The sequence below is a fragment of the Mesorhizobium huakuii genome, from assembly GCF_030160235.1.
Taxonomy (GTDB): domain Bacteria; phylum Pseudomonadota; class Alphaproteobacteria; order Rhizobiales; family Rhizobiaceae; genus Mesorhizobium; species Mesorhizobium huakuii.
The window spans coordinates 200,098-223,390 of record NZ_BSNY01000027.1; the positions used below are offsets into that span (position 1 = coordinate 200,098).

The 23,293-nt window shown below is 62.9% G+C and carries 22 protein-coding genes and 1 tRNA gene; 6 read left to right on the forward strand and 17 right to left on the reverse strand.

From position 1 onward, the window contains the following. Positions 1-6: 6 nt before the first annotated feature. The 4 genes from QQK95_RS15045 to QQK95_RS15060 form a co-directional block, all read right to left on the reverse strand. On the reverse strand, positions 7-276 hold the full coding sequence (locus tag QQK95_RS15045) for a glycine cleavage T C-terminal barrel domain-containing protein (RefSeq protein ID WP_409371689.1): 270 nt from the start codon (positions 274-276) through the stop codon (positions 7-9). Further along, positions 197-691 (reverse strand): DUF302 domain-containing protein, encoded by a 495-nt coding sequence (locus QQK95_RS15050; protein WP_284273828.1) that lies wholly within the window; start codon positions 689-691, stop codon positions 197-199. The genes QQK95_RS15045 and QQK95_RS15050 overlap by 80 nt, the downstream gene beginning before the upstream one ends. A 68-nt stretch (positions 692-759) precedes the next feature. Beyond that, on the reverse strand, positions 760-1,620 hold the full coding sequence (locus QQK95_RS15055) for an alpha/beta fold hydrolase (RefSeq protein WP_284273830.1): 861 nt from the start codon (positions 1,618-1,620) through the stop codon (positions 760-762). A 148-nt stretch (positions 1,621-1,768) separates the two neighbouring features. Beyond that, a complete protein-coding gene (locus QQK95_RS15060) occupies positions 1,769-2,539 on the reverse strand; it encodes an alpha/beta hydrolase (protein ID WP_284273833.1) in 771 nt (256 codons plus the stop codon). 208 nt (positions 2,540-2,747) lie between these two features. Here QQK95_RS15060 and QQK95_RS15065 point away from each other — a divergent pair, with 208 nt between their 5' ends. From QQK95_RS15065 to QQK95_RS15080, 4 genes are all read left to right on the forward strand, one after another. Continuing rightward, positions 2,748-3,710, forward strand: coding sequence for an AraC family transcriptional regulator (locus QQK95_RS15065; RefSeq protein WP_284273834.1), 963 nt, complete (start codon positions 2,748-2,750; stop codon positions 3,708-3,710). A gap of 153 nt (positions 3,711-3,863) precedes the next feature. Then, positions 3,864-4,727 carry a MipA/OmpV family protein gene (locus QQK95_RS15070; protein ID WP_284273835.1) on the forward strand — a complete coding sequence of 288 codons (864 nt, stop codon included), beginning with the start codon at positions 3,864-3,866 and terminating at the stop codon, positions 4,725-4,727. Positions 4,728-4,744: 17 nt separating this feature from the next. Beyond that, positions 4,745-5,512, forward strand: a complete 768-nt coding sequence (locus QQK95_RS15075) for a response regulator (RefSeq protein WP_284274120.1) — start codon at positions 4,745-4,747, stop codon at positions 5,510-5,512. Beyond that, positions 5,509-6,834, forward strand: coding sequence for a HAMP domain-containing sensor histidine kinase (locus tag QQK95_RS15080; RefSeq protein WP_284273836.1), 1,326 nt, complete (start codon positions 5,509-5,511; stop codon positions 6,832-6,834). Before QQK95_RS15075 ends, QQK95_RS15080 begins: the two co-directional genes overlap by 4 nt. Before the next feature lie 86 nt (positions 6,835-6,920). On the opposite strand, the gene QQK95_RS15085 is transcribed toward QQK95_RS15080, so the two are convergent. Beyond that, positions 6,921-7,005: transfer RNA gene (locus tag QQK95_RS15085), tRNA-Leu, on the reverse strand. A gap of 235 nt (positions 7,006-7,240) precedes the next feature. Between QQK95_RS15085 and lipB the strand changes: the two genes are divergently transcribed. Continuing rightward, the gene (gene lipB / locus QQK95_RS15090) at positions 7,241-7,984 is read left to right on the forward strand and encodes a lipoyl(octanoyl) transferase LipB (protein ID WP_284273837.1); all 744 of its coding nucleotides are present in this window, start codon (positions 7,241-7,243) and stop codon (positions 7,982-7,984) included. Between the two features lie 20 nt (positions 7,985-8,004). On the opposite strand, the gene QQK95_RS15095 is transcribed toward lipB, so the two are convergent. The 6 genes from QQK95_RS15095 to mce form a co-directional block, all read right to left on the reverse strand. Further along, complete coding sequence (locus tag QQK95_RS15095; protein ID WP_284273838.1) at positions 8,005-9,255, reverse strand: site-2 protease family protein; 1,251 nt, start codon at positions 9,253-9,255, stop codon at positions 8,005-8,007. A 476-nt stretch (positions 9,256-9,731) separates the two neighbouring features. Beyond that, on the reverse strand, positions 9,732-10,460 hold the full coding sequence (locus QQK95_RS15100; protein WP_284273839.1) for an ABC transporter ATP-binding protein: 729 nt from the start codon (positions 10,458-10,460) through the stop codon (positions 9,732-9,734). After that, positions 10,412-11,698, reverse strand: a complete 1,287-nt coding sequence (locus QQK95_RS15105; RefSeq protein WP_019858920.1) for a lipoprotein-releasing ABC transporter permease subunit — start codon at positions 11,696-11,698, stop codon at positions 10,412-10,414. Before QQK95_RS15105 ends, QQK95_RS15100 begins: the two co-directional genes overlap by 49 nt. Next, entirely contained in the window at positions 11,695-13,023 is a 1,329-nt protein-coding gene (gene proS, locus QQK95_RS15110) for a proline--tRNA ligase (RefSeq protein ID WP_284273845.1), read from the reverse strand. Before proS ends, QQK95_RS15105 begins: the two co-directional genes overlap by 4 nt. A 654-nt stretch (positions 13,024-13,677) precedes the next feature. After that, complete coding sequence (locus tag QQK95_RS15115; RefSeq protein WP_284273846.1) at positions 13,678-13,962, reverse strand: DUF1467 family protein; 285 nt, start codon at positions 13,960-13,962, stop codon at positions 13,678-13,680. Continuing rightward, the gene (gene mce / locus QQK95_RS15120; RefSeq protein WP_284273848.1) at positions 13,959-14,363 is read right to left on the reverse strand and encodes a methylmalonyl-CoA epimerase; all 405 of its coding nucleotides are present in this window, start codon (positions 14,361-14,363) and stop codon (positions 13,959-13,961) included. The genes QQK95_RS15115 and mce overlap by 4 nt, the downstream gene beginning before the upstream one ends. A 159-nt stretch (positions 14,364-14,522) precedes the next feature. Here mce and QQK95_RS15125 point away from each other — a divergent pair, with 159 nt between their 5' ends. Further along, entirely contained in the window at positions 14,523-15,386 is an 864-nt protein-coding gene (locus QQK95_RS15125; protein ID WP_284273850.1) for an MBL fold metallo-hydrolase, read from the forward strand. Positions 15,387-15,508: 122 nt separating this feature from the next. Here QQK95_RS15125 and QQK95_RS15130 read toward each other — a convergent pair whose 3' ends face one another. The 6 genes from QQK95_RS15130 to nuoK are packed head-to-tail and all read right to left on the reverse strand — an operon-like array spanning position 15,509 to position 23,293. Continuing rightward, positions 15,509-17,179, reverse strand: a complete 1,671-nt coding sequence (locus QQK95_RS15130) for a ribonuclease J (RefSeq protein ID WP_284273852.1) — start codon at positions 17,177-17,179, stop codon at positions 15,509-15,511. Between the two features lie 34 nt (positions 17,180-17,213). Beyond that, positions 17,214-18,035, reverse strand: coding sequence for a biotin--[acetyl-CoA-carboxylase] ligase (locus QQK95_RS15135; RefSeq protein ID WP_284273854.1), 822 nt, complete (start codon positions 18,033-18,035; stop codon positions 17,214-17,216). 4 nt (positions 18,036-18,039) lie between these two features. Further along, the gene (gene nuoN / locus QQK95_RS15140) at positions 18,040-19,476 is read right to left on the reverse strand and encodes an NADH-quinone oxidoreductase subunit NuoN (RefSeq protein WP_284273855.1); all 1,437 of its coding nucleotides are present in this window, start codon (positions 19,474-19,476) and stop codon (positions 18,040-18,042) included. Between the two features lie 19 nt (positions 19,477-19,495). Further along, positions 19,496-21,001, reverse strand: a complete 1,506-nt coding sequence (locus QQK95_RS15145; RefSeq protein ID WP_284273856.1) for an NADH-quinone oxidoreductase subunit M — start codon at positions 20,999-21,001, stop codon at positions 19,496-19,498. After that, the gene (gene nuoL, locus QQK95_RS15150; protein ID WP_284273857.1) at positions 21,001-22,974 is read right to left on the reverse strand and encodes an NADH-quinone oxidoreductase subunit L; all 1,974 of its coding nucleotides are present in this window, start codon (positions 22,972-22,974) and stop codon (positions 21,001-21,003) included. Before nuoL ends, QQK95_RS15145 begins: the two co-directional genes overlap by 1 nt. 10 nt (positions 22,975-22,984) lie before the next feature. Next, on the reverse strand, positions 22,985-23,293 hold the full coding sequence (gene nuoK / locus QQK95_RS15155; RefSeq protein WP_019858930.1) for an NADH-quinone oxidoreductase subunit NuoK: 309 nt from the start codon (positions 23,291-23,293) through the stop codon (positions 22,985-22,987).

The following is a 23,293-nucleotide window of genomic DNA, read 5'->3' on the forward strand; positions in this document are numbered from 1 at the left end:
GGCCCCTCACATACGCCCGCGCGAGCCTTCCGGGTCATAGGGAGAGTCGGCGATCACCCTTGCCGGGCGCCGGCCGCCGAGAATTGAAACCTCCAGCACCGTGCCGGGCGTGCCAAGCTCCGGCGGCAGCAGCGCCGATGCCATGTCGTGGCCGAACGCGTGGGAGCAACTTGCCGCCTGAAGCGTCACCATTAGCTCAGTGCGCGCATTCGCGTAGCAAGGTTGTGATTTTCGCATCAAGATCGCGAGCGACGGCAAGAGCCTCCAAACTGCCATAAGGGAGCAGACAACTCTCCATTTTGTCGTAGGAGACACGCACGCCATCGGGACGTTCATCAACAAGGACTGTGACCGGAGCGTAAGATCCGGCATCGGGAACGTGCTTGACCATTTCTTTCATGATGAGTGGATTGCCCACCAGGAACCGCATGCTCTTGGGAGTCTCGGTTCCAGTTTCGCGACGCAGAATGGCGCCCAAGTCGAATTCCGCAAAGAGCATGAGACCTGTGCGGCCCAGGCCGTTTTGCACAATGCGTTCCAAATCCGGGAAGGATTTTGCAGCTCTCGTCGCCTCGAAAAATTCGACTATGTCAGGTTGCCCGACCGCTGACTTGAGCGCGGCCACAACGGCGTCGAATGGTTTGGAAGACGTCAGGCTGAAACGCTCAACCTCGACCTTTGCGATTGTCATTTCTTTCTCCGCAACAGCTCTCAAGAATAAAGGTGCGACCGATCGCGCCGGGATTGTGCCACCGCCGATTACGCTTCCAGGAAGGTCCGGACGTGGCTGACGAACAATTCGTGGTACTGAAACAGGGCGCCGTGGCCGGAATCGGGATAAAGGACCAGCTGGGCGTTGCTTAGAGCCTTGAACATTGCGTAGGCGTTGTCCGCCGGCAGCATGGTGTCGTGGCTGCCGCTGACCACGAGGGCGGGCTGGCGGATGGCGCGCAGAATGGCGTGCTCGGGATCAGGTGTGGCGCACCAGGTAATAAGCGCCTTGGCCTGCGGATCCGTCACCGCGCCGCCGTTATCGGTGTCCCGATCTTCCTTACGCACCTTCGCCCGCTTCAGGAACGCCAGGCCGGCCGACCGGCTGGCGGACGACTTCGTGAAGAATAGCGGCAGGCGAACGTCCGGCGCCTCGCTTTGGGAAAACGCGTCTTGGAGAACCGTCAACAGATGCTCCTCTCCGCCTTTCGGAGCGGTGCCGACGAGGATGAGCTTGCGCACCAGCCGTCCGTGCTCGGCAGCGATCTGCTGGGCGACGCAGCCGCCGAGGGAAAAGCCCAGAAGGTCGACTTCGGAGAGGCCGAGCAGTTTGATAAAAGCGACCGCGTCTCGGGCCATCGCCGCGATATTGTCGGGCGTTTGGCCTGTCGAGCGACCGACCCCGGCGTTGTCGAAAACGATCACCGGTCGATCGGCGGCCAGGGCATTCACGACCGCGGGGTCCCACGCGTCGATATTGCCCGAGAAATGCTGCAGGAGGACAAGCGCCGTTCCGGTCGATGGGCCGAGGTGGCGATAGGCGAAGCGGATTCCGCCGCCTTCGATGTAACGGGTGGGCGCCGTTTCTAGCGTGGCGGCGTCCTGGCTCGCGGTGTCGAACTCAGTCATGTCATCCTCCGGATGCTTGGCACAAGATAATTGAGTGGGAGCAGCTGGTGCGGTTTTGGCCAGGTCTGAGCCGCTCGCGGCTCAGACATTCCGTAATCCGCCGAGCACGCGTGGTGCTCCCGGCACGAAGGTGCCGGGAGCGGTATCGTCACTTCACGAGTGCGGCCTTTTCAATCACCGCGGCGACTTCCTTCGCGTGGACGACCAGGGAGGCATGGCTGCCGGCGACTTCCGTCGTCTGGGCCTTCATCCTGTTGGCGAAGATCTTCTGGACCTCGGGTGCGATGACCTTGTCCTTCGTGCTGATCACATAGAACGTCGGCTTGTCGTGCCAAGCTGCCGTATCGACGGGAGCCTCGAACGCCGTGTGGTTCAACGGGAGCTGATGATTTGCCAGGGATTCGGCGATCTCCGCAGGAAGGTCGGCCGCGACTGCTGAAGGAAACACTTTGGGATCGATGTAGAGGTTGCCCTTTTCGTCGGGATGAATCGCCGCGGCGCCTTCGGTTGCCGGACCGCTCTTGGCCAAGCTCGCCAGAGATTCTCCCACGTCGGGCGCGAATGCGGAGACGTAGACCAGCGCCGAGACGTTGGGATCGTCACCTGCTTGCGTGATGACCACACCGCCCCAGGAGTGGCCAACGAGGACGGTCTTGCCGTTCTGTTTGGCGAGCGCCTGTTTGGTGGCATCGACGTCCGCTGCGAGGGAGGTGAGCGGATTTTCGACGAGCGTTACGTTGTAGCCCTTCTTCGTGAGGATATCGGCAACCGGCTTCCAACTCGTCTGGTCGACGAAAGCGCCATGGACGAGCACGATATTGTGGGCCGCCCCCTTGGGCAGTTGAGTTGATTGGGCGGGGGCGGCGACTGTTGCTCCGGCCATGAGGACGGTGGCGACTGAGAGTAGAAGATTTCGCATTGGTTGCTCCTGTTGAGATGACGGACGACGCGGGTCCGAGGAAAGGCAGGCGTGTCGGCAACAGTCGCGGTTCTTCCATCTGCGGGTGATGGTTGCCGCGCGACCTGTTGGCTCGACTTGTGAGCAACTAATACGTGGGGCACTTGGACGTTAGGCCTCAATCGTCCGAATATTGTGTCCGACCGTCCGCCGTATTAACATCGGAAAGATGGACATCCTCGCTGAAGTGCTCGATCGCATTCGCCTTGGCGGAACCTTGCTGTTCCACTTCGAGCTCGGCCATCCCTGGAATCTCGCATTGCCGGCGCGCCCCTACGCCCTGTTCCACTATCTCAGCCGTGGCTCGGCTACCCTCGCGCTCGAAAGTGGACGAGAACTCCACATGACCGAGGGCGACTTTGTCGTCGTAACGCGCGGCGAGCCCCATGTGATCTACTCGGATCGCCGGACGGAGCCGTTACCGATTGTCGACATCGATCGATTAGCCGGGCGTCTTGGCCTCATTCGTCACGGAGGCAGCGAGCAGCCGCTCGCGACGATGATCTGTGGCAATTTCACTGTGGCGCGGCCCTCGCGCGGCAGCGTGTTGGAATTGCTTCCGCCCTTGCTTCTCCTGAAGCCGACGGAAGACGGCGGATGGCTCGAAGCGATTCTACAACGCATGGTGAGCGAGGCGGCGCACGCGCATCCCGGCCAAGGCGTTGCACTCTCACGACTGACGGAAGTGCTCTTCGTCGAGGTGCTGCGAAGCTGGATCAAGTCGCTCGGCCCCGGGGAAGGCGGTTGGCTGGGGGCGATGGCGGACCCGCACATAGGACCGGCCCTTCAGTTGATCCACGAACGACCGGACCGGTCCTGGACGCTTGGCGAGCTCGGGCAAAGCGTGGGGCTTGGTCGGTCAGCATTTTCGGCCCGCTTCACCAAGCTCGTCGGCGAGCCCATGTACCGCTATCTGATCGCGCGCCGGATGTCGGAGGCCGCATTTCTGCTCGAAACAAGCGACGAGGGGATTGCGCGGATTGCGGCCCGTGTCGGCTATGAGACCGCGGCCGCGTTTTCGAAGTTGTTCTATCGACATCACGGCCTATCGCCTGGCCGTTACCGAGCAGCTCGCCGGTCTGACGGTGGCCGAAGGCAAGGAGGCGTTCTGGAAGCAGAAGTCGCCGATTGACCTCCCGCGCTTGTGACAGCGTGCTCCTGCAGGAGCCAAGATCAGGCCAAGATTGCGCAACAAAACTTAACATCACTTCACGCATGCAGCCATTTTCACCTGAAATAGTCCGGAGCATCGGGGCTTTTACCGCCTCTCTGCTCTGGAGCATGCATGTTCAAAATGGTTTTTGGGCCCTTCGCCGGCCGGGCCTCCCTCGCGGCGGTGGCAATCCTGTTTTCAACGGAGATCGTGCTGGCGGCGGATGCCATTGCCGTCGACACCGATGCCGACGATACTGGGGATCTGACCCCGCCGCCCGATCCTTCGCGTTTCGGGCGCTTCGAACAGAAACTGGCCGACTGGCATGTGGTCCTGGGCGGCGGCGCCATCATCGTCCCCAAATATGAGGGCAGCAACGAGTTCAAGGTCATGCCGGTGCCTTTCATATCGGCGACATTCCTCGACACGGTGAAGGTAGATCCGACGGGCGCCAACATCGCCGTCTATGAACACGGGCCGTTCGAACTCAGCGCGCGGCTCGGTTACGACATGGGTCGCAAGGAGGACGATGCCGATCGTCTGCGCGGCCTGGGGGATGTCGACATGGGCGCGGTCGTCGGCGCCAAGGCGGCGGTGAAATTCGGTCCGGCGAAAATCTACGCCCAACTGGACAAGACCGTCGGCGGCAGCGACGGCATGCAGGGCAAGCTTGGCATCGAGGTGACGCGGCCTCTCTCCCAATCGCTGATTGTCGGCGCCGGCGCATCGGTCGTCTTCGCCGATGAAAAATACATGCAGGCCTATTTTGGCATCACGCCGGAGCAATCGGCTCGCTCGGGGTTGGCCCAATATGATGCCGGCGCCGGGTTCAAGCGCGCCGATTTTTCGATTTCCGCCACATATATGCTCAATCGCAACTGGATGGTGCGTGGCCAGGCGGGGGTCGGCATTCTCATGGGGGACGCTGCCGACAGCCCAGTTGTCGTCGACAAGGTCCAGCCCTCGGGAATGCTTCTCGTCGGGAATCGGTTTTGATGCCCACACATAATGCAATGCAGGCCGCGGCAAGCTCCAGCCGGATCGATCTGAACGCCGAGTTCAAATCGCCGAGGCATGGCCCGCATATCCTCATTGTCGAAGACGATATCGAGATCGCCCGCATGCTGGGAGAGACGCTCACGGAAAACGGCATGATCGTGGAAATCGCCGGCAACGGCGTCCGCATGAACGCCGCGCTTCGCAGCCAGAAATTCGATCTCATCGTGCTCGATATCATGCTGCCTGGCGAAAACGGCCTCAGCATCTGCCGCCGGCTTCGCGCGCAAACGAACGTTCCGATCCTGATGCTGACGGCGCTCGGCGAGGAAATCGACCGCATCTTCGGACTGGAGATCGGCGCCGACGATTACGTGACCAAACCGTTCAGCGCGCGCGAACTGACGGCAAGGATAAGGGCGTTGCTGCGCCGCACGGCCTACGCTCCCGACGAACGCGACCGCACAAAGGTGCTTCGCTTCAACGGCTGGCGCCTCGATCCAGTTCGCCGGCAATTGCATGACCCCAGCAGTGCGCGGGTTGCGACCACGACGCATGAATTCGATCTTTTGCTGGCGTTCTGCCGCAATGCGGGCCGGGTTCTGTCGCGCGAGGAGCTTCTCAGCGTCACCCACGCCGGGCTTGCCGGTCCGATCGAGCGCAGCGTCGACGTCCATGTCAGCCGGATCCGCCAGAAGATCGAAAAGGATGCGCGCGATCCGGTTCTTCTCAAGACTGTCCGGCTGGGTGGCTACATCTTCACCGCGACGGTGGAGGAAGCGTGAGGCGCCTGGTCCGCCGTTTCCTGCCCCAGTCGGTGCGTGGGCAGTTCGCGGCAATCATTTTCATCGCGGTGATCGCGATCATGTCCGTCGGATCGGTCGTCGAAGGCTTGATAGCGAATATCGACCTTCCCGTCGTGGAAGATAGCGCCAGGCGGGCCGGCGTTGTCGCTGCCTTGTTGCGCCAAACACCAACCGAAGCCCGCGGCGCCGTACTGGCTACGGCGACGCGCGCCGGCTTTGATTTCAGGATCCTGCCCAGGCGAGAAATCAGCAATATTCCGGACTCCTATCTGCAATGGCGAAGCATCGCATGGCTTCTCCAGCTCGAGAGCGGCTCGACCCCGGGGCGCTGGATAAGGATCGGCGGTCACTACGCGTTTGTCATCGATCTGGACCAGCAGAGCGTCCTGGCGCATTTCGGCATGCCCGATTCCTGGCTGACATCAGGCTTCGTCCGCGTCTCGTTCTACAGGTTCATGGCTTTCATCGCCTTGCCCGTGCTGATCTGGCTGTTTGCGGTCTGGGCCGTGACGGAGCCGTTGAAGCGCATCTCGCAAGCAGTGGGAGAAGCCGAGATCGAGAATGGCAATGAGCTTTTCGCCGAACGCGGCTCCATCGAAATGGTCGGCCTGGCGCGCGCGCTGAACAGGATGCGAACGCGTATCCGCACGATGATCGAGAACCGCACCCGCATGCTGCGCAGCGTCAGTCACGATCTGCGCACGCCGTTGACGCGGCTGCGGCTTCGCGCCGAGCGCATGGATGACGGCCCCGTTCGAACCGCCATATTGTCCGACGTCCGGCACATCGAGGATCTGGTCGACGAGACCCTGACCTATCTGCGCAACGACGTCTCGACGGAGAAGCTGCAGCGGGCCGATATTGCCAGCGTGCTACAGACCGTCTGCGCCGAATTCTCCGATGTCGGATTTTCGGTTTCCTATTCCGGGCCGGACAGGCTTCTGGGCTGGTGCAAACCCAATGCGCTGGCGCGCGCCATCACCAACCTATGCGACAACGGGGTCAAATTCGCCGGCAACGTCACCGTCGCATTGACGCAGACCGATACGGCGGCGCGCATCGCGGTGGGCGACGATGGGCCGGGCATTTCGATGACGGCGCGCTCGCGCGTTTTCGAACCCTTCTTCAAGGAGGACATATCGCGCGGCGTTGCGTCGAAACACGGCTTTGGTCTCGGCCTTTCGATCGTGGCTGATATCATCCAGGGCCACGGCGGCAAGATCGAGTTGCACGACAACCAGCCAACCGGCCTCGTCGTGACCTTCGATCTGCCGAATGGACCCGAGGTCCGGCCCTTGTAGGAGGGTCGGCGCCGTACTCAGGGTCTGATGATCGCCGGATTGCCGGAGGTTGCCTCAAAGCGTCCGAAGGCTTGCTTCAGGAAACTTGGTGCGGTCGAGAAGACTCGAACTTCCACGGGTTGCCCCACAGCGACCTCAACGCTGCGCGTCTACCAATTCCGCCACGACCGCACGTGGTAGGAGCCGGAACCGACCGGCTCGCGGCGTGTAGCAAATCGTTTCCGGCGAAACAAGTGCGCGATGCGCAATAATCTCAACCGATTGGCATATCGGTCCACAGGATCGCAATGAGCATGCGGAACTGGACGTTTGCACCCGATATCGCCATATGGAAGGCGGATGCATGTTGCCCGAAAGTGCGAGGCGGTTTTGGGATCGCGGCATGCATGAACAAAGACGAAGACCTATGACAGAACGCAGCCAGATCGCCACGTCGTTCCTGCCACTTCCCGGTTCGGCGCCGGTCGAGTGGCGCATCGAGCCTGGCCTTACCGCCTACCCCGATGCGCTGGCCTTCATGGAGGCGCGCGCCGAGGCGATCCGCAGCGGGGCCGCCGGCGAAATGGTCTGGCTGGTCGAACACCCCCCGCTCTACACCGCCGGCACCAGCGCCCGCATCGAGGATCTGATCGAGCCCGACCGCTTTCCGGTCTTTTCGGCCGGGCGCGGCGGCGAATACACCTATCATGGGCCTGGCCAGCGGGTCGCCTATGTCATGCTCGACCTCAAGCGGCGGCGCGAGGATGTGCGCGCCTTCGTCGCCGCGCTCGAACAATGGATCATCGGCACGCTCGCCGCCTTCAACGTCCGCGGCGAACGCCGTGAGGACCGGGTAGGTGTGTGGGTGGTGCGGCCCGATCGCCCTGCCCTGCCGGACGGCTCACCCGCCGAGGACAAGATAGCGGCCATAGGGATCCGGCTGCGGCGCTGGGTCAGCTTTCACGGCATCGCCATCAATGTCGAACCGGAACTTGAGCATTTTGGCGGCATCGTGCCGTGCGGCGTGCAGGACCACGGCGTCACCAGCCTCGTCGACCTCGGCCTGCCCGTTGGCATGGCCGATCTCGATCTGGCGCTGAAATCAGCCTTCGAGGATGTTTTCGGTCCCGTGGCGGCTTTGCCGGCCGAGGCTGCCCGCAAGACGGGTTGATCCTTTCGGGGTCAACCCGCTCAAAGCAATTGCGCCGACGCCCACAGAACGCCGCAGCCATGGATGACGAACACCGCCAGCAGCGCGCCGGCAATGGCGAAGCGGTCAACGGTACGGATGGGCTTCAGCTCGTAGCGCGGCTTCACCCCGCTGCTCATCGTCAGCAGGCTGAGGATTGAAAAGACCGCTCCCGTCGCCAGCAGAAAGCCGGAGGAAAAGCCGGCCCGCCAGCCCACAGCCAGGAACGCCGAGAGCAGGAAGAACGAGGCCAGCGCCAGCGCGACCGGCCCCGGGCAGATCTGGCGCAGTACCTGGCCGCCGTCGAACTTCCAAACCGGCACCAGATTGGCGATGTTGAACAGGGCCGCACAGCCTGCCAGCGCCGCCAGCAGCGCTGCCGCGCCCCTGTGCCCCTCGCTGCCGGCCAGCGCACTGGCGGCGATGACGATCGGCACCATAAAGGCGGAAAAGCCTGCCCCCATCAGCGCCACGAAGGCCACTTCGAACCGGCTGTTGTAGGGCCGGCCGCCAATGGCGATGCCGCCGAGCAGCGGGATGAAGATCATGCGCGCCTTGCGGTGGCCCATCAGCCGGAATGCCGCCATGTGGCCGAGTTCGTGCAAGGCAACGACCGACGTCAGGATCGCGGCCAGCGCCAGCCCGCCGAGGTGGAGGCCGAAGAACGGCCACAGGATCAGTGCCGACAGCACGGCAAAGCCGACCTGGCTCAGCGGATGCTCGAACCAGCCGCCCTTGCGGTACTGCCCGGTCATCGCCCAGCGCTCCAGCTTGGACAGCTCGCGGCGCATGGCGAAATAACGGAACACCAGAAAGGCAACGCCGCGGTAACGATCCGTCCGGCCGAGCGTCACCCGCGTGCCGCTGCCTTCCGAAATGAGTTCGGCGGTCTCGCGATAATCCTTCCAGAACGAGGCATCGAGCGCGGTGTCCTCGAGCACGCACATCGAGAAGCGGCTGCCCTCGACGACGTCTTCGAACCGCGCCCGGCGCTCGATCGGCTTGCCGTCGCGACCTTCCCACGACAGCATGATGCGAGACACACCATCCCCGTCCAGCAGCTCGGCCGAGAGGATCTCGCCGGACCAGCCGGCATCGCTGCCGAGCGGCCACAGCGCCTGCCAGAGGCGCTGGCGGTCCATCGCAATCACACGGCTGACCCTGACCGTGCGCAAACCGAGCGGCACGGTCATCAAGAGAAAGATCAGCCCGAGATTGCTTGCCACCAGAGCGGCCGTGACGATGGGCGACACCTGGATGTTGCTCCCTGCCTGAGAGGCGCACCCTAGCGCCGCGGCGGCAAGAAAGACTTAACGGGGAAGCGGGCTCACCCGCTGGGAACGACGGCGGCGAGAGCCGCCAGATCACATGGCGCCGATCCAGATCGCCATGGAAATGAGGAATGTGCTCATGCAAACCAGTGAGATGACATCCTGAACCAGATCGGTCATAACTCTCTCCTGTTGTTGATATGTTCTCAATTTGTTCTAATTTTGTTTCAATGTCAACGCGCAGAATCCACCCCGCCCAGAATCTCCGGGCGATCAGATCGGCAGGGTTAAGGAAAGGTTGACGGCGCGGTGCCTATCAACAGGTCGTGACATTGCTGGGCGACAGGCCCTTGGCGAGGTCTGGAAAACCATATGAAGATCCGGTCAAACCCATCCTCGCCGAATCGTCGCGGATGTGTCGACAGTCCGGTCCGTTCGCCTCAATGTGCGGCACAGCCTTAAAGCGGCACGACCTTGCCGTCGGCGAGCGTGACGCGCCGGTCCATGCGCGACGCCAGCTCGTGATTGTGGGTGGCGATCAGCGCCGCGAGGCCCGATTGCTTGACCAGCGCGCCCAGCGCCTCGAAGACATAGGAGGCGGTGACCGGGTCGAGATTGCCGGTCGGCTCGTCAGCCAGCAGCACCAGGGGAGCATTGGCGACGGCGCGGGCGATGGCGACGCGCTGCTGTTCGCCACCTGAGAGTTCGGACGGCCGGTGCGAGGCGCGCTTGCCGATCTGCATGTAGTCGAGCAGTTGCGCGGCGCGCTCGGCCGCTTCCTTGCGCGGCAAGCCCTTGATCAGCTGCGGCATCATGATGTTTTCCAGCGCGGAAAACTCAGGCAGCAGATGGTGGAACTGGTAGACGAAGCCGACATCGTTGCGGCGGATCGACGTGCGCTCATCGTCGGAGAGCCGCCCGCAGGCCCTGCCGGCCAGGATCACGTCGCCGGCGTCGGGGCGTTCCAGCAGCCCGGCTGTGTGCAGCAGCGTCGACTTGCCGGTGCCCGATGGCGCCACCAGCGCCACCATCTCGCCGCGCTTCAACGAGAAATCGGCGCCGTTCAGGATGGTGAGCTTGCGCGGCCCCTGGACATAGTGCCGCTCGACGCTCTTCAGCTCGATAATGACCTCGGCCACTACTCGTACCTCAACGCTTCGACCGGATCGAGGCGAGCCGCCCGCCATGCCGGAAACACCGTTGCCAGGAAGGACAGCCCAAGCGCCATGATGATGACATAGGTCGTCTCGCGCGGATCCATCTTCGCCGGCAGCTGGCTGAGGAAATAGAGTTCCGGGTTGAACAGCACCTTGCCGGTCATCCAGGAGAAGAACTGGCGGATCGATTCGATGTTGGTGCAGATGACGACGCCGAGCAGCACGCCGGCGAGCGTGCCTGTGACGCCGATCGCCGCCCCCGTCATCAGGAAGATGCGCAGGATGGCGCCGCGCGAGGCGCCCATGGTGCGCAGGATGGCGATGTCGTGCCCTTTGTCCTTCACCAGCATGATCAGTCCCGAAATGATGTTGAGCGCCGCCACCAGCACGATCAGCGTCAGGATCATGAACATGACGTTGCGCTCGACCTGCAGGGCGGAAAAGAAGGTCTCGTTGCGCTGGCGCCAGTCGACCATGTCGATGGGCCGTTGCGCCGCCTCTTCCACCTTCGGTTTCAGCGCGTCGACATTGTCGGGATTGTCGACATAGATCTCGATCGTCTGCGCCCGGCCATCCATGTTGAAATAGAGCTGCGCTTCGGAGAACGGCATGTAGACGATGGAGGTGTCATATTCCGACATGCCGACTTCGAAGATCGCCGCGATCTTGTAGCCTTTCATGCGCGGCGTCGTGCCGATCGGCGTGACGTCGCCGTCGGGCGAGATGAGCGTAATGGTGTCGCCAAGCGTCAGTCCGAGATTCTCGGCCATGCGCTTGCCGATGGCGACGCCCTCGCCCGAGTCGAAACCGGCGAGCGAACCCTGCTTGATGTTGTTGGCGACGATGGCGATCTTGCCGAGATCTTCACCCCTGATACCGCGCACCAGCGCGCCCGTGCCGCCGCCGACATTGCCCTGTGCCAGAACCTGGCCGTCGATCAACGGAATGGCGTATTTGACGCCGGGCACGCCGTTGATGCGGCCTGCGACCTGGGCGTAGTCCTCGAGCGGCGAATCGAGCGGCTGCACGATCAGATGGCCATTGACGCCAAGGATGCGCGTCAAAAGCTCAGCGCGGAACCCGTTCATCACGGCCATGACGACGATCAGCGTCGCCACCCCCAGCATGATGCCGAGGAAGGAGATCGAGGCGATGACCGAGATCACCGTCTCCTTGCGCCGTGAGCGCAAATAGCGCCAGGCAACCGTGCGCTCGAAGAAGGAGAACGGGCCGGCGCCCGCCGATCTTGCCGCCGCCGCCTCGCTCATGCGGCGACACCGAAGCGTTTTCTCGCATCGGCGATCGGCAGCGTCTCGCGCTCGCCGGTCCTGCGATTCTTGATCTCGACCTCACCGGCGGCCACGCCGCGCGGTCCGACGATCACTTGCCAGGGCAGGCCGATCAGGTCGGCGGTGGCGAACTTGCCGCCGGGCCGCTGGTCGGTGTCGTCATAGAGCACATCCTTGCCGGCGGCGGTGAAGGCGGCATTCAGCTCTTCGCTGACACGGTCGCAGTCGGCGTCGCCCACCTTCATGTTGATCAGGCCGATGTCGAACGGCGCAACGGCGTCGGGCCAGATAATGCCGTTCTCGTCATGGCTGGCTTCGATGATCGCCGCGACCAGGCGCGACGGGCCGATGCCGTAGGAGCCGCCGGAGGCAAAATGGTCCTTGCCATCCGGCCCTGTCACCTTGGCGCCCATCGGCTTGGAATACTTCTCGCCGAAATGGAAGATGTGGCCGACCTCGATGCCGCGTGCTGAAACCTTGTCGCTCTCAGGCACCTTTTCCCAGGCGGCTTCGTCATGCATCTCGTCGGTGGCGGCGTAGGGCGTCGTCCAGGTCTTGACGATATCTGATATCTCGCCGTCATCGGCGAAGTCGGTGTCGGCGCCGGGCACGGCAAGCGAAAGATAGTCGCGATGGCAGAAAACCTGGCTTTCGCCGGTATCCGCCAGGATGATGAATTCATGGCTGAGGTCGCCGCCGATCGGCCCGGTGTCGGCCCTCATCGGGATCGCCTGCAGACCCATGCGCGTAAACGTCCTGAGGTAGGAGACGAACATCCTGTTGTAGGCCGCCCTCGCGCCCTCGAAGTCGAGGTCGAAGGAATAGGCGTCCTTCATCAGGAACTCGCGCGAGCGCATGACGCCGAAGCGCGGCCGCACCTCGTCGCGGAACTTCCACTGGATGTGGTAGAGGTTGAGCGGCAGATCCTTGTAGGACTTCACATAGGCGCGGAAAATCTCGGTGACCATTTCCTCGTTGGTCGGGCCGTAGAGCATGTCACGGTCCTGGCGATCCTTGATGCGCAGCATCTCCTTGCCGTAGTCGTTGTAGCGGCCGCTTTCGCGCCACAGATCGGCCGACTGGATGGTCGGCATCAGGATTTCCAGCGCGCCGGCGCGGTTCTGCTCCTCGCGGATGATCTGGCAGACCTTGTCCAGCACCCGCTTGCCGAGTGGCAGCCAGGAAAAACTGCCCTGCCCCTGCTGGCGGATCATGCCGGCACGCAGCATCAGCCGGTGCGAGACGATCTCGGCCTCGCGCGGATTTTCTTTGAGGATAGGCAGGAAATAGCGCGACAAACGCATGGACTGGTCCGTGAATGAGAACGGCCACGCCAGAATCGGCGCGACGCAGGCTTGCTTGCCCCGGCTTCATAGCCATTTCATGACGGAATGGAAACCCGGGCATGGCGGCACATCAGCGCGCTACGGCCCGGAATCCTCCGGTTTCAGGACTAGGGCCACGCCGGCATCGAGTGTGCCTAACCTCTTCGGATTGGCCGCCAATTCTTTGCGCGCGTCAATCCAGAACATGCCGCAAAGGCTCAGTCGAGCCTTGCTGGTCGTTTCCCAAGCAAAGCATGCCATACTATTGTGCAGTGCAGCACGAGAATGCCTGTTTCGAGGCAAAATTCTTCGTGACATTTTCATTCGGCTTAGGCTAGTGTGCCGCGATAACCGAGAGGGCGGAGAAAAATCTGCCCTCCTACGCGGTCAAAGTCTTGGGAGGATGCGATCTAGGCGCGGTTACTCGCTGCCGCCGGAAACCGGAAACAGATCGGACGCGTTTAATTGCAAGGCCTCGTGCCTTGCATTTTTTTTGTGCAATCATCTGGTTAGCGCGGCGTGCTGTCAGGTCACATGACCCAGCGTCAGCAAGCGATCAGCCGTGAAATATAGCGACGCCTCGATCCGCATCCGCGGCGCATCGACGTCGTCGCAGAACTCTTGCCGGGCGAGCTATTTCGAGGGCGTCTGGCCGAAATCCGGCACGATATGCGGGATGTCGTTGAGGCTGTAGCCGAGCCCATGCGTCAGCCCATAGAAAATGCCCATCAGGATCGCCGTGGCGATGGTGGTGCGGATCACCGCGCGCAGCATATGCGGCCCGCGCGGCGCGCTTGGAACCGTGCCCAGCGTCACGTCATGATCGTCGTCCTGCGTGCGGACGCTGAACGGCAGCACCGCGAACAGCACCACCCACCAGGTCGCGAAAAACAGGGCGGTGAACGAAACCCAGCTCATGATTGCTCCAGTTCGATCAGCGTGCCGAAGAAATCCTTCGGATGCAGGAACAGCACCGGCTTGCCATGCGCGCCGGTTTTTGGATTGCCGTCGCCCAGCACGCGCGCGCCGGCGGCCTTGAGCTGGTCGCGCGCGGCCAGGATGTCGTCGACCTCGTAGCAGAGATGGTGCATGCCGCCGGACGGGTTCTTCTCCAGGAACGCGGCGATCGGCGAACCCTCGCCCAGCGGTTCCAGCAATTCGATCTTGGTGTTGCCGACATTGACGAACACCACGGTGACGCCATGCTCCGGCAAAGCCTGCGGCTCCGTCACTTCGGCGCCAAGCGTGTTGCGGTAGGCGACAACGGCGGCAGCCAGATCCGGCACCGCAAGCGCGACATGGTTCAGCCGTCCAAGCATGTGCGAGCTATCTCTCTTCTGTCCACTGGCTGGCGTCATACGGCAAATCGGCTGGGATCAACAGCCATTCACGAGGCGCGCACTGTCGCACTTTGGTGAACATTCTGCCGAATCACGAACGAGGCTATTCCCGCCGGCAACCGCAAAGTACAAACGGCGATGTCTTATATCCGCCCCGCCCGCGCCCGCGTTTTCACCTTCGACCTCGGCTCGTTCAAGATCGCCGCCTTGCTCGACGCTGTCGATATCAGAGACAACCTCGCGGCAGCCTTCGCGGCCGGACAGCCGCCAGCCGAGGTGCATCAACTCGCGGTCTCCAACTTCATCGACCGGGATCGATTCGAGCATTGTTTCATCCCGACGCTGATCGACACCGGATCCGAAAGGATCCTGTTCGACACCGGATGCGGCGATGAGGGCAGTTCACTCCTGGACTGCTTGCAGGACCTTGGGTTCGGGCCCGATGATATCGACGTGGTGGTCATCACCCACGGCCACCCGGACCACATCGGTGGGCTTGTCAGCAACGGCAGACCCGTTTTCAGCCGGGCACGCTATATGTTCGGCGCGGCTGAATTCGCTTTCTGGACCGAGGCAACAGCGGTGCGCGCGGCCAGGTTGGCCAACCGTGATCTGTTCCGCCGGATTTGCAGCGGGCTGGCCGACCGGACAACGTTCATAGCGCCTGGAGATGAGGTGCTGCCGGGTATCACAGCCATCGACGCATCAGGCCATTCCCCCGGCCTCCTGGCATTTCTCGTCGAAAGTGGCGGCCATCGATTGCTGATCTGGTCGGATGCGTTCCTGCACTATGTCGTGTCCATCCAGCATCCGGAGTGGCATGCGGATTTCGATGATGACAAGGAACGGGCGATCGAGACCCGCAAGCGTTTGCTGAAGATGGCGGCGGACCAGCGCCTGCTGGTCGCCGGCCATCACATGCCGTTTCCGGGCCTGGGCTACATCGAATCGGTGAACGGTTCTTTTCGCTGGCTTCCGGTCAGCTATCAGCTGAACGTCTAGAGCAATTCCAGGAAAAGTGTGAGCGGTTTTCCGTCAGGAATTGCGTCAGAACAAAGAGTTAGAGCGGTTCGCCGTTTCCATGAAACGGTGAAACGCTCTAGAGCAGCAAACCGCCGCCACCATCATCTGGTGACAAACACCGTCACCAGCGGTTTCTTGCCCCAGGCTTCGTTGGCGGCGCCGCGCACGGCGCGCCTTACCGCTTCCTGCACGAGGTCGAGATCCTTTCGCCGCTGGCGCGGAATCGAATCGACCGCGCCGACGGCCGCATCGATCATCAAATCCTCCAGCGTTTCGCCGCTGGCGTCTGCCTCGGCGACCCCAATGGCGACCAGGTCTGGATCGCCGGCCAGTTCATACTTGTCGTCGAGCACGACATTGACCGCGACATGGCCGGCAAAGGACAGTTTGCGCCGGTCGCGAATGCCCATCGCCTGGTCGGTGCCGATCAGATTGCCGTCCTTGTAGATGCGGCCGAACGGCACCTGGTCGATAATGGTCGCGGGGCCGGGAGCGAGCCGCAGCATGTCGCCGTCGCGCACCTGCGCCACCTGGCCGATGCCGGAGGTCGACATCAGCGAGCCCTGCGCCACCAGATGCGCCGCCTCGCCATGCACGGGAACGCCGATCCTAGGGCGCACCCATTCATACATCTTGCGCAACTCGCTGCGCCGGGGATGGCCGGAGACGTGCACCAGCGCGTCGCCGTCCTCGATGATCTTGATGCCGAGATCGATGAGGCGGTTCTTGATCTCGAGGATCGCCTTCTCGTTGCCGGGAATGGTGCGCGAGGAAAACACCACCGTATCGCCCGCCGTCAGCGACACCGATTTCATCTCGTCGCGCGACAGTTTCGCAAGTGCTGCCAGCGGCTCGCCCTGGCTGCCGGTGCAGATGATGACCAGGTTTTCGCGCGGGATGAAGCCGAAATCCTCCTCGGCAATGAATTCCGGCAGGCCGTCCATGTAGCCAAGCTCGTCGGCGACGTCGATGACGCGCTTCAGCGAGCGGCCGAGCACCAGGCACTGGCGGCCTGCATCGCGCGCCGCCTTGGCGATGGAGACGATACGCCCCACATTGGAGGAGAAGGTGGTGACGGCAACCCGGCCGACGGCACTCTGGATGACGCCCTTGAGCCCCTCCCCGACGGCGACTTCCGACGGCGATTCCCCTTCGCGCAGCGCATTGGTCGAATCGCAGATCAGCGCCAGCACGCCCTTGTCGCCATAGGCACGGAACCGCGCCTCGTCGGTCTTCGGCCCGATCGTCGGTTCCGGATCGATCTTCCAGTCGCCGGTGTGGATGACGGTGCCGGCCGGCGTGGTGATGGCCAGCGACATCGGCTCGGGGATCGAGTGGGCCACCGGAATGGCTTCGATCTCGAACGGACCGACGGTGAATTTCTCGCCGGCCCGGTAGATGGTCAGCGGAATCTTCGGTGCCCCTTGCTCGCCCTGCCGCTTGGCTTCCAGCAGCCCGGCGCTGAACGGCGTCATCCACACCGGCGCCTTCAGCCTCGGCCAGATGTCGAGCAGCGCGCCATAATGGTCCTCATGCGCGTGGGTGATGATGATGCCGCGCAGATTGGCTAGGTTCTCCTCGATGAAACGCGTGTCGGGCAGGATCAGGTCGACGCCCGGATGCGCCGCGTCGGGAAAGGTGACGCCGACATCGATGACGATCCATTCGCGCGCGCTCGGCGGGCCGTAGCCGTAGAGGGCGAAGTTCATGCCGATCTCGCCGACGCCGCCCAGCGGCACGAAGACGAGTTCGGCGTTTTCCGCTTTCGCCATGATTTTTCCCTTCCTGGCCCTCAGGCCAAGCCCATTATATCTGAGCGGACGCGACCGCGCCGAAATGCACGTCGCCAGCCGCGATCGTCAGGACAGTGCCCTCATCGTCGCGGATCACGAAACGGCAGTCCTCGTCAATGGTTTCGAACACGCCACGCACCACATTACCGTCAATTCTGACGGCAACCTCGCCGCCAAGCCCCGCCGCGCGCGCCAACCAGCGCCGCCTGACGGCGGCAAGGCCGCGGCCTTCATCCCACAGCCGGGCATTCTCGCTCCAGGCATCGGACAACGCCAGGAACAGCGTTTCGGCATCGCATGTCGCGCCGAGAGCCTGCAGCGATGTCGCGGGATAAGGCAAATCCTTGGGATGCGCCACCACATTGACGCCGATGCCGACCGCCACCGCGAAACGGCCGCCCTCCAGTATCGCCGACTCGAGCAGGATACCCGCGAGCTTGGCGCCGGAGGCAAGCACGTCGTTCGGCCATTTCAACTCGAAACGGTTCTGTCCGTGGCTCGCGCCGTCGAGCCCGACGGCGATGCGGCCCTTCGGCACCACGGCATCCAGTGCATCGGCAAGCGACAGGCCGGCGACGAAACCCAGCGTCGCGGCCAGGCGAAGTTCACCGCCGGTGATGACAAGCAAGGTCGCCGCCAGATTGCCTTCAGGCGACACCCAGGCGCGGCCGCGCCGGCCACGCCCGCTTTCCTGCTTCTTGGAAACGACCCAAAGCCTGCCAGGGTCACCTGCCCTTGCGTGGTCAAGCGCCAACGTGTTGGTGGAACCGACGCTGTCATGGGCCTCGAGCCGGAACCCTTCCGACGTCGAGGTTGGAGCCAGCCGAAACGCCATCCCGTCAGAAAAATGTCTTGGCGGCGGCTTCGGCATAGGTGCCGATCGGTCCGCCGATCAGCACATAGAACAGCACGAAGGCGCCGCAGACGCCAAGCACGACACGCAGTTCGCTGGCCATCGGCACGAAACCGCCGACCGGTTCGTCGAACCACATGATCTTGATGATGCGCAGGTAGTAGTAAGCGCCCACCACCGAGGCCAGCACGCCGATGATCGCCAGCGCGTAGAGGTTGGCGTTGATGGCGGCGAGGAAGACATACCACTTCCCCCAGAAGCCGGCGAGCGGCGGGATGCCGGCCAGCGAGAACATCAGGATGGTGAGGATCGTCGCCATGATCGGATTGGTCGAGGACAGCCCGGCCAGGTCGCTGATCTGCTCGACATTGCCTTCCTTGCGCCGCATGGCGAGGATGAAGGCGAAGGTGCCGAGCGTCATGACCAGGTAGATGAGCATGTAGATGGCGACGCCACGCACGCCGGCCTGGCTGTTGGCGGCGAGGCCGACCAGCGCGTAACCCATGTGACCGATCGAGGAATAGGCCATCAGCCGCTTGATGTTGGTCTGGCCGATCGCGGCAAAGGCGCCGAGCGCCATCGAGGCGACCGAGATGAAGACGATGATCTGCTGCCAGTCCGCGGCGATCGGCTTGAACGCACCCATGGTGACGCGCACGATCAGCGCCATCGCCGCCATCTTGGGGGCGGCCGCCAGGAAGGCCGTCACCGGCGTCGGCGCGCCTTCATAGACGTCGGGCGTCCACATGTGGAACGGCACGGCCGAGATCTTGAAGGCCAGGCCAGCCAGCACGAAGACCAGGCCGAAAACGAGGCCGAGCTGCCGCTCGCCGCTGCCAAGTGCCGAGGCGATTTCCTGGAAGCCGGTGTTGCCGGTGTAGCCGTAGACCAGGCTGATACCGTAGAGCAGCATGCCCGACGACAGCGCGCCGAGGACGAAGTACTTCAGGCCGGCCTCGGTCGAACGCAGATTGTCGCGGTTGATCGCCGCCAGCACGTAGATGGCCAGCGACTGCAGTTCGAGGCCGAGATAGAGCCCGATCATGCCGTTGGCCGAGATCATCAGCATCATGCCGAGCGTGCACAGCAGGATCAGCACCGGATATTCGAACTTGTCGAAACGCTCCGCCTTGGCAAAGCGCATCGACATGACGAGCGTCACCGCCGAGCCAACCAGTGCCAGCACCTTCATGAAACGGGAGAAGGGATCCTGGATGAAGGCGTTGCCATAGGCGCTGCCCTGCCCCGTGGAAAAGACCAGCCAGGCGCCGGCGACCACCAGCACGGCGACGGCAAGGCCGGTCACGGTATTGGCGGTGTTGGCGCGCGAATAGGCGCCGACCATCAGCAGCGCGAGCGCGCCGATGGCAAGGATCAGCTCGGGCGTCGAGAGCGACAGGCTGGAGAGAAGGTCCGGCGTCATGGTTCGCAAAACCCCTGGGTCAGTTCGCCGCCGCGGTCTGCGCGGCGCCGATGGATGCGGTGACATTGGTGACGAGCGACTTGACCGACTGGGCCGTCGCGTCGAAGACGGGAGCGGGATAGACGCCGAAGAAGATGACCAGCAGGACCAGCGGGTAGATGATCACCTTCTCGCGCAGCGACAGGTCGAGCAACCCCTTCAGGCTGTCCTTGGTCAGCGCGCCGAAGATCACCCGGCGGTAGAGCCAGAGCGCGTAGGCGGCCGACAGGATGACGCCGGTGGCGGCGAAGAACGCCACCCAGGTGTTGACCCGGAACACGCCGAGCATGGTCAGGAACTCGCCGATGAAGCCCGATGTGCCCGGCAGGCCCACATTGGCCATGGTGAAGATCAGGAACACGGTGGCGTATTTCGGCATGTTGTTGACCAGGCCGCCATAGGCAGCGATTTCACGCGTGTGCATGCGGTCATAGATGACGCCGACGCACAGGAACAGCGCGCCCGAGACGAGGCCGTGGCTGAGCATCTGGAAGATCGCGCCCTGCACGCCTTCCTGGTTCATGGCGAAGATGCCCATGGTGACGAAGCCCATATGGGCGACCGACGAATAGGCGATCAGCTTCTTCATGTCCTCCTGCATCAGCGCCACCAGCGAGGTGTAGATGATGGCGACGACCGAGAGCGTGAAGACCAGCGGCGCGAACATTTCGGACGCCAGCGGAAACATCGGCAAGGAGAAGCGCAGGAAACCGTACCCGCCCATCTTCAGGAGGATGCCGGCCAGGATCACCGAACCTGCCGTCGGCGCCTCGACGTGCGCGTCGGGCAGCCAGGTGTGCACCGGCCACATCGGCATCTTCACCGCGAAGGAGGCGAAGAAGGCAAGCCATAGCCAGGTCTGCATGTTGGCCGGGAAGCTGTGCGTCAATAGCGTCGGGATGTCGGTCGTGCCGGACTGGAAGAACATCGCCATGATGGCGAGCAGCATCAGCACCGAACCGGCGAGCGTATAGAGGAAGAACTTGAACGAGGCATAGACGCGCCGCTTGCCGCCCCACACGCCGATGATGATGAACATCGGGATCAGGCCGGCCTCGAAGAAAACGTAGAACAGCACGATGTCCAGCGCGCAGAACACGCCGATCATTAGCGTCTCGAGCAGCAGGAAGGCGATCATGTAGGCCTTGACGCGCTTGTCGATCGCTTCCCACGACGCCAGGATGCAGAGCGGCATCAGGAACGTCGTCAGGATGACGAACAGCATGGAAATGCCGTCGACGCCCATATGGTAGGAAATGCCAGAGTCGAGCCAGGCGAACTTCTCGACGAACTGGAAGCCGGCCTGCGAATTGTCGAAGCCGGTCCAGATGAACAGCGAGACGATGAAGGTGAACGTCGTCGTCAACAGCGCGATGGCGCGGATGTTGCGGCGCGCGTTTTCGCTGTCATCCCTGATGAACAGGATCAGCAGCGCACCAACCAGCGGCAGGAAGGTGACCAGCGAGAGGATTGGCCAGGCGGTCATCAGAGCATCATCCAGGTGACGAGTGCGGCAACGCCGATCAGCATGGCGAAGGCATAGTGGTAGAGGTAGCCGGTCTGCAGCTTGACGACGCGGTTGGTGACATCGACGACACGCGCCGAAATGCCATCCGGCCCGAGCCCGTCGATGACGGTACCGTCACCGGTCTTCCACAGGAAATGGCCGAGGCGCTTGGCGGGCCGCACGAACAGGAAGTCGTAGAGCTCGTCGAAATACCACTTGTTGAGCAGGAAGGCGTAGAGCCCGCGATGCTGAGCGGCGAGATTGACGGGCATTTCCGGCGAGCGGATGTAGAACTTCCAGGCGAGCGCGAAGCCGATCAGCATGGCGATGAAGGGCGACAGTTCGACCCACAGCGGCAGTTCGTGGATCTCGTGCAGGATGTGATTGTCCGGCAGCGTGAACAGCGACGCCTTCCAGAACTCGGCATAGCCTTCGCCGATGAACGAGCTGTGGAAGATGATGCCGGCAAACAGCGCGCCGGCGGCCAGCACGAACAGCGGCACCAGCATCACCGGTGGCGATTCATGCACATGGTGCATCACCTCATGGCTCGCCCGCGGCTTGCCGTGGAAGGTCATGAAGATCAGGCGCCAGGAATAGAACGAGGTGAAGCAGGCGGCGATGACCAGCAGGATGAAGGCGATGCCGGCGACCGAATTGTGGCCGGCAAAGGCGCTCTCGATGATGGCGTCCTTGGAGAAGAAGCCGGCGGTGCCGATCACGGTCACCGGAATGCCGACGCCGGTCAGCGCCAGCGTGCCGATCACCATCATCCAGTAGGTGGTCGGGATCAGCTTGCGCAGGCCGCCCATCTTGCGCATGTCCTGCTCGTCGGAGACGGCATGGATGACCGAGCCCGAGCCGAGGAACAGCAGCGCCTTGAAGAAGGCATGCGTGAACAGATGGAAGATCGCCGCGCCATAGGCGCCGACGCCGAGCGCCACGAACATGTAGCCGAGCTGCGAGCAGGTCGAATAGGCAATGACGCGCTTGATGTCGTTCTGGACCAGACCGACTGTGGCCGCGAAGAAGGCGGTGGAGGCGCCGATGAAGGTCACCACGGTCAGCGCCGAATGCGACAGTTCGAACAGCGGCGACAGCCGCGCCAGCATGAACACGCCCGCCGTCACCATGGTGGCGGCATGGATGAGAGCCGAGACCGGCGTCGGGCCTTCCATGGCGTCCGGCAGCCAGGTGTGCAACGGCACCTGCGCCGACTTGCCCATGGCGCCCATGAACAGGAGCAGGCACACGACGGTCATGGCGGCCTGCTTGTCCAGCGCCTGGCCGAGGAAGGTCAGCACGGCAGCACCATGCGGCGCGCCTTCGGCCGGAATGAACGTCGCCGCATTGGCGAAGATGGTGCCGAGGTTGACCGAGCCGAACAGCACGAACACGCCGAAAATACCGAGCGCGAAGCCGAAATCGCCGACGCGGTTGACGACGAAGGCCTTGATGGCCGCGGCATTGGCCGACGGCTTCTTGTACCAGAAGCCGATCAGCAGGTAGGAGGCAAGGCCCACCCCTTCCCAGCCGAAGAACATCTGCACCAGGTTGTCGGCCGTCACCAGCATCAGCATGGCGAAGGTGAACAGCGACAGATAGGCGAAGAAGCGCGGCCGGTTCGGATCGTGGTGCATGTAGCCGATCGAATAGATGTGAACCAGCGCCGACACGGTGTTGACCACCACCAGCATCACCACCGTCAGCGTGTCGATGCGCAGCGCCCAGGAGACGTCCAGCCCGCCGGACTGGATCCAGTGCAGCACCGGCACGGTGAACACCTCGCCATGGCCGAAACCGACGCTGAAGAAGGCGACCCACGACAGCACAGCCGAAATCACCAGGAAGCCGGAGGTGATGTATTCGGACGCCTTGGCGCCGAGCGACGTGCCGAACAGGCCGACGATCAGGAAGCCGAGCAGTGGAAGGAAGACGATGGCCTGATACATGGTGGTTCCGTCAACCCTTCATCATGTTCACGTCTTCGACCGCGATCGAGCCGCGGTTGCGGAAGAAGACGACGAGAATGGCAAGTCCGATGGCCGCTTCAGCCGCCGCGACCGTCAGCACGAACAGCGCGAACACCTGGCCGACCAGATCGCCGAGCGCCGCCGAAAAGGCGACGAAGTTGATGTTGACCGCAAGCAGGATCAGCTCGACCGACATCAGGATGACGATGACGTTCTTGCGGTTCAGGAAGATGCCGAACACGCCGAGCGTGAACAGGATCGCCGATACGGTCAGATAATGTGCGATGCCGACGACCAT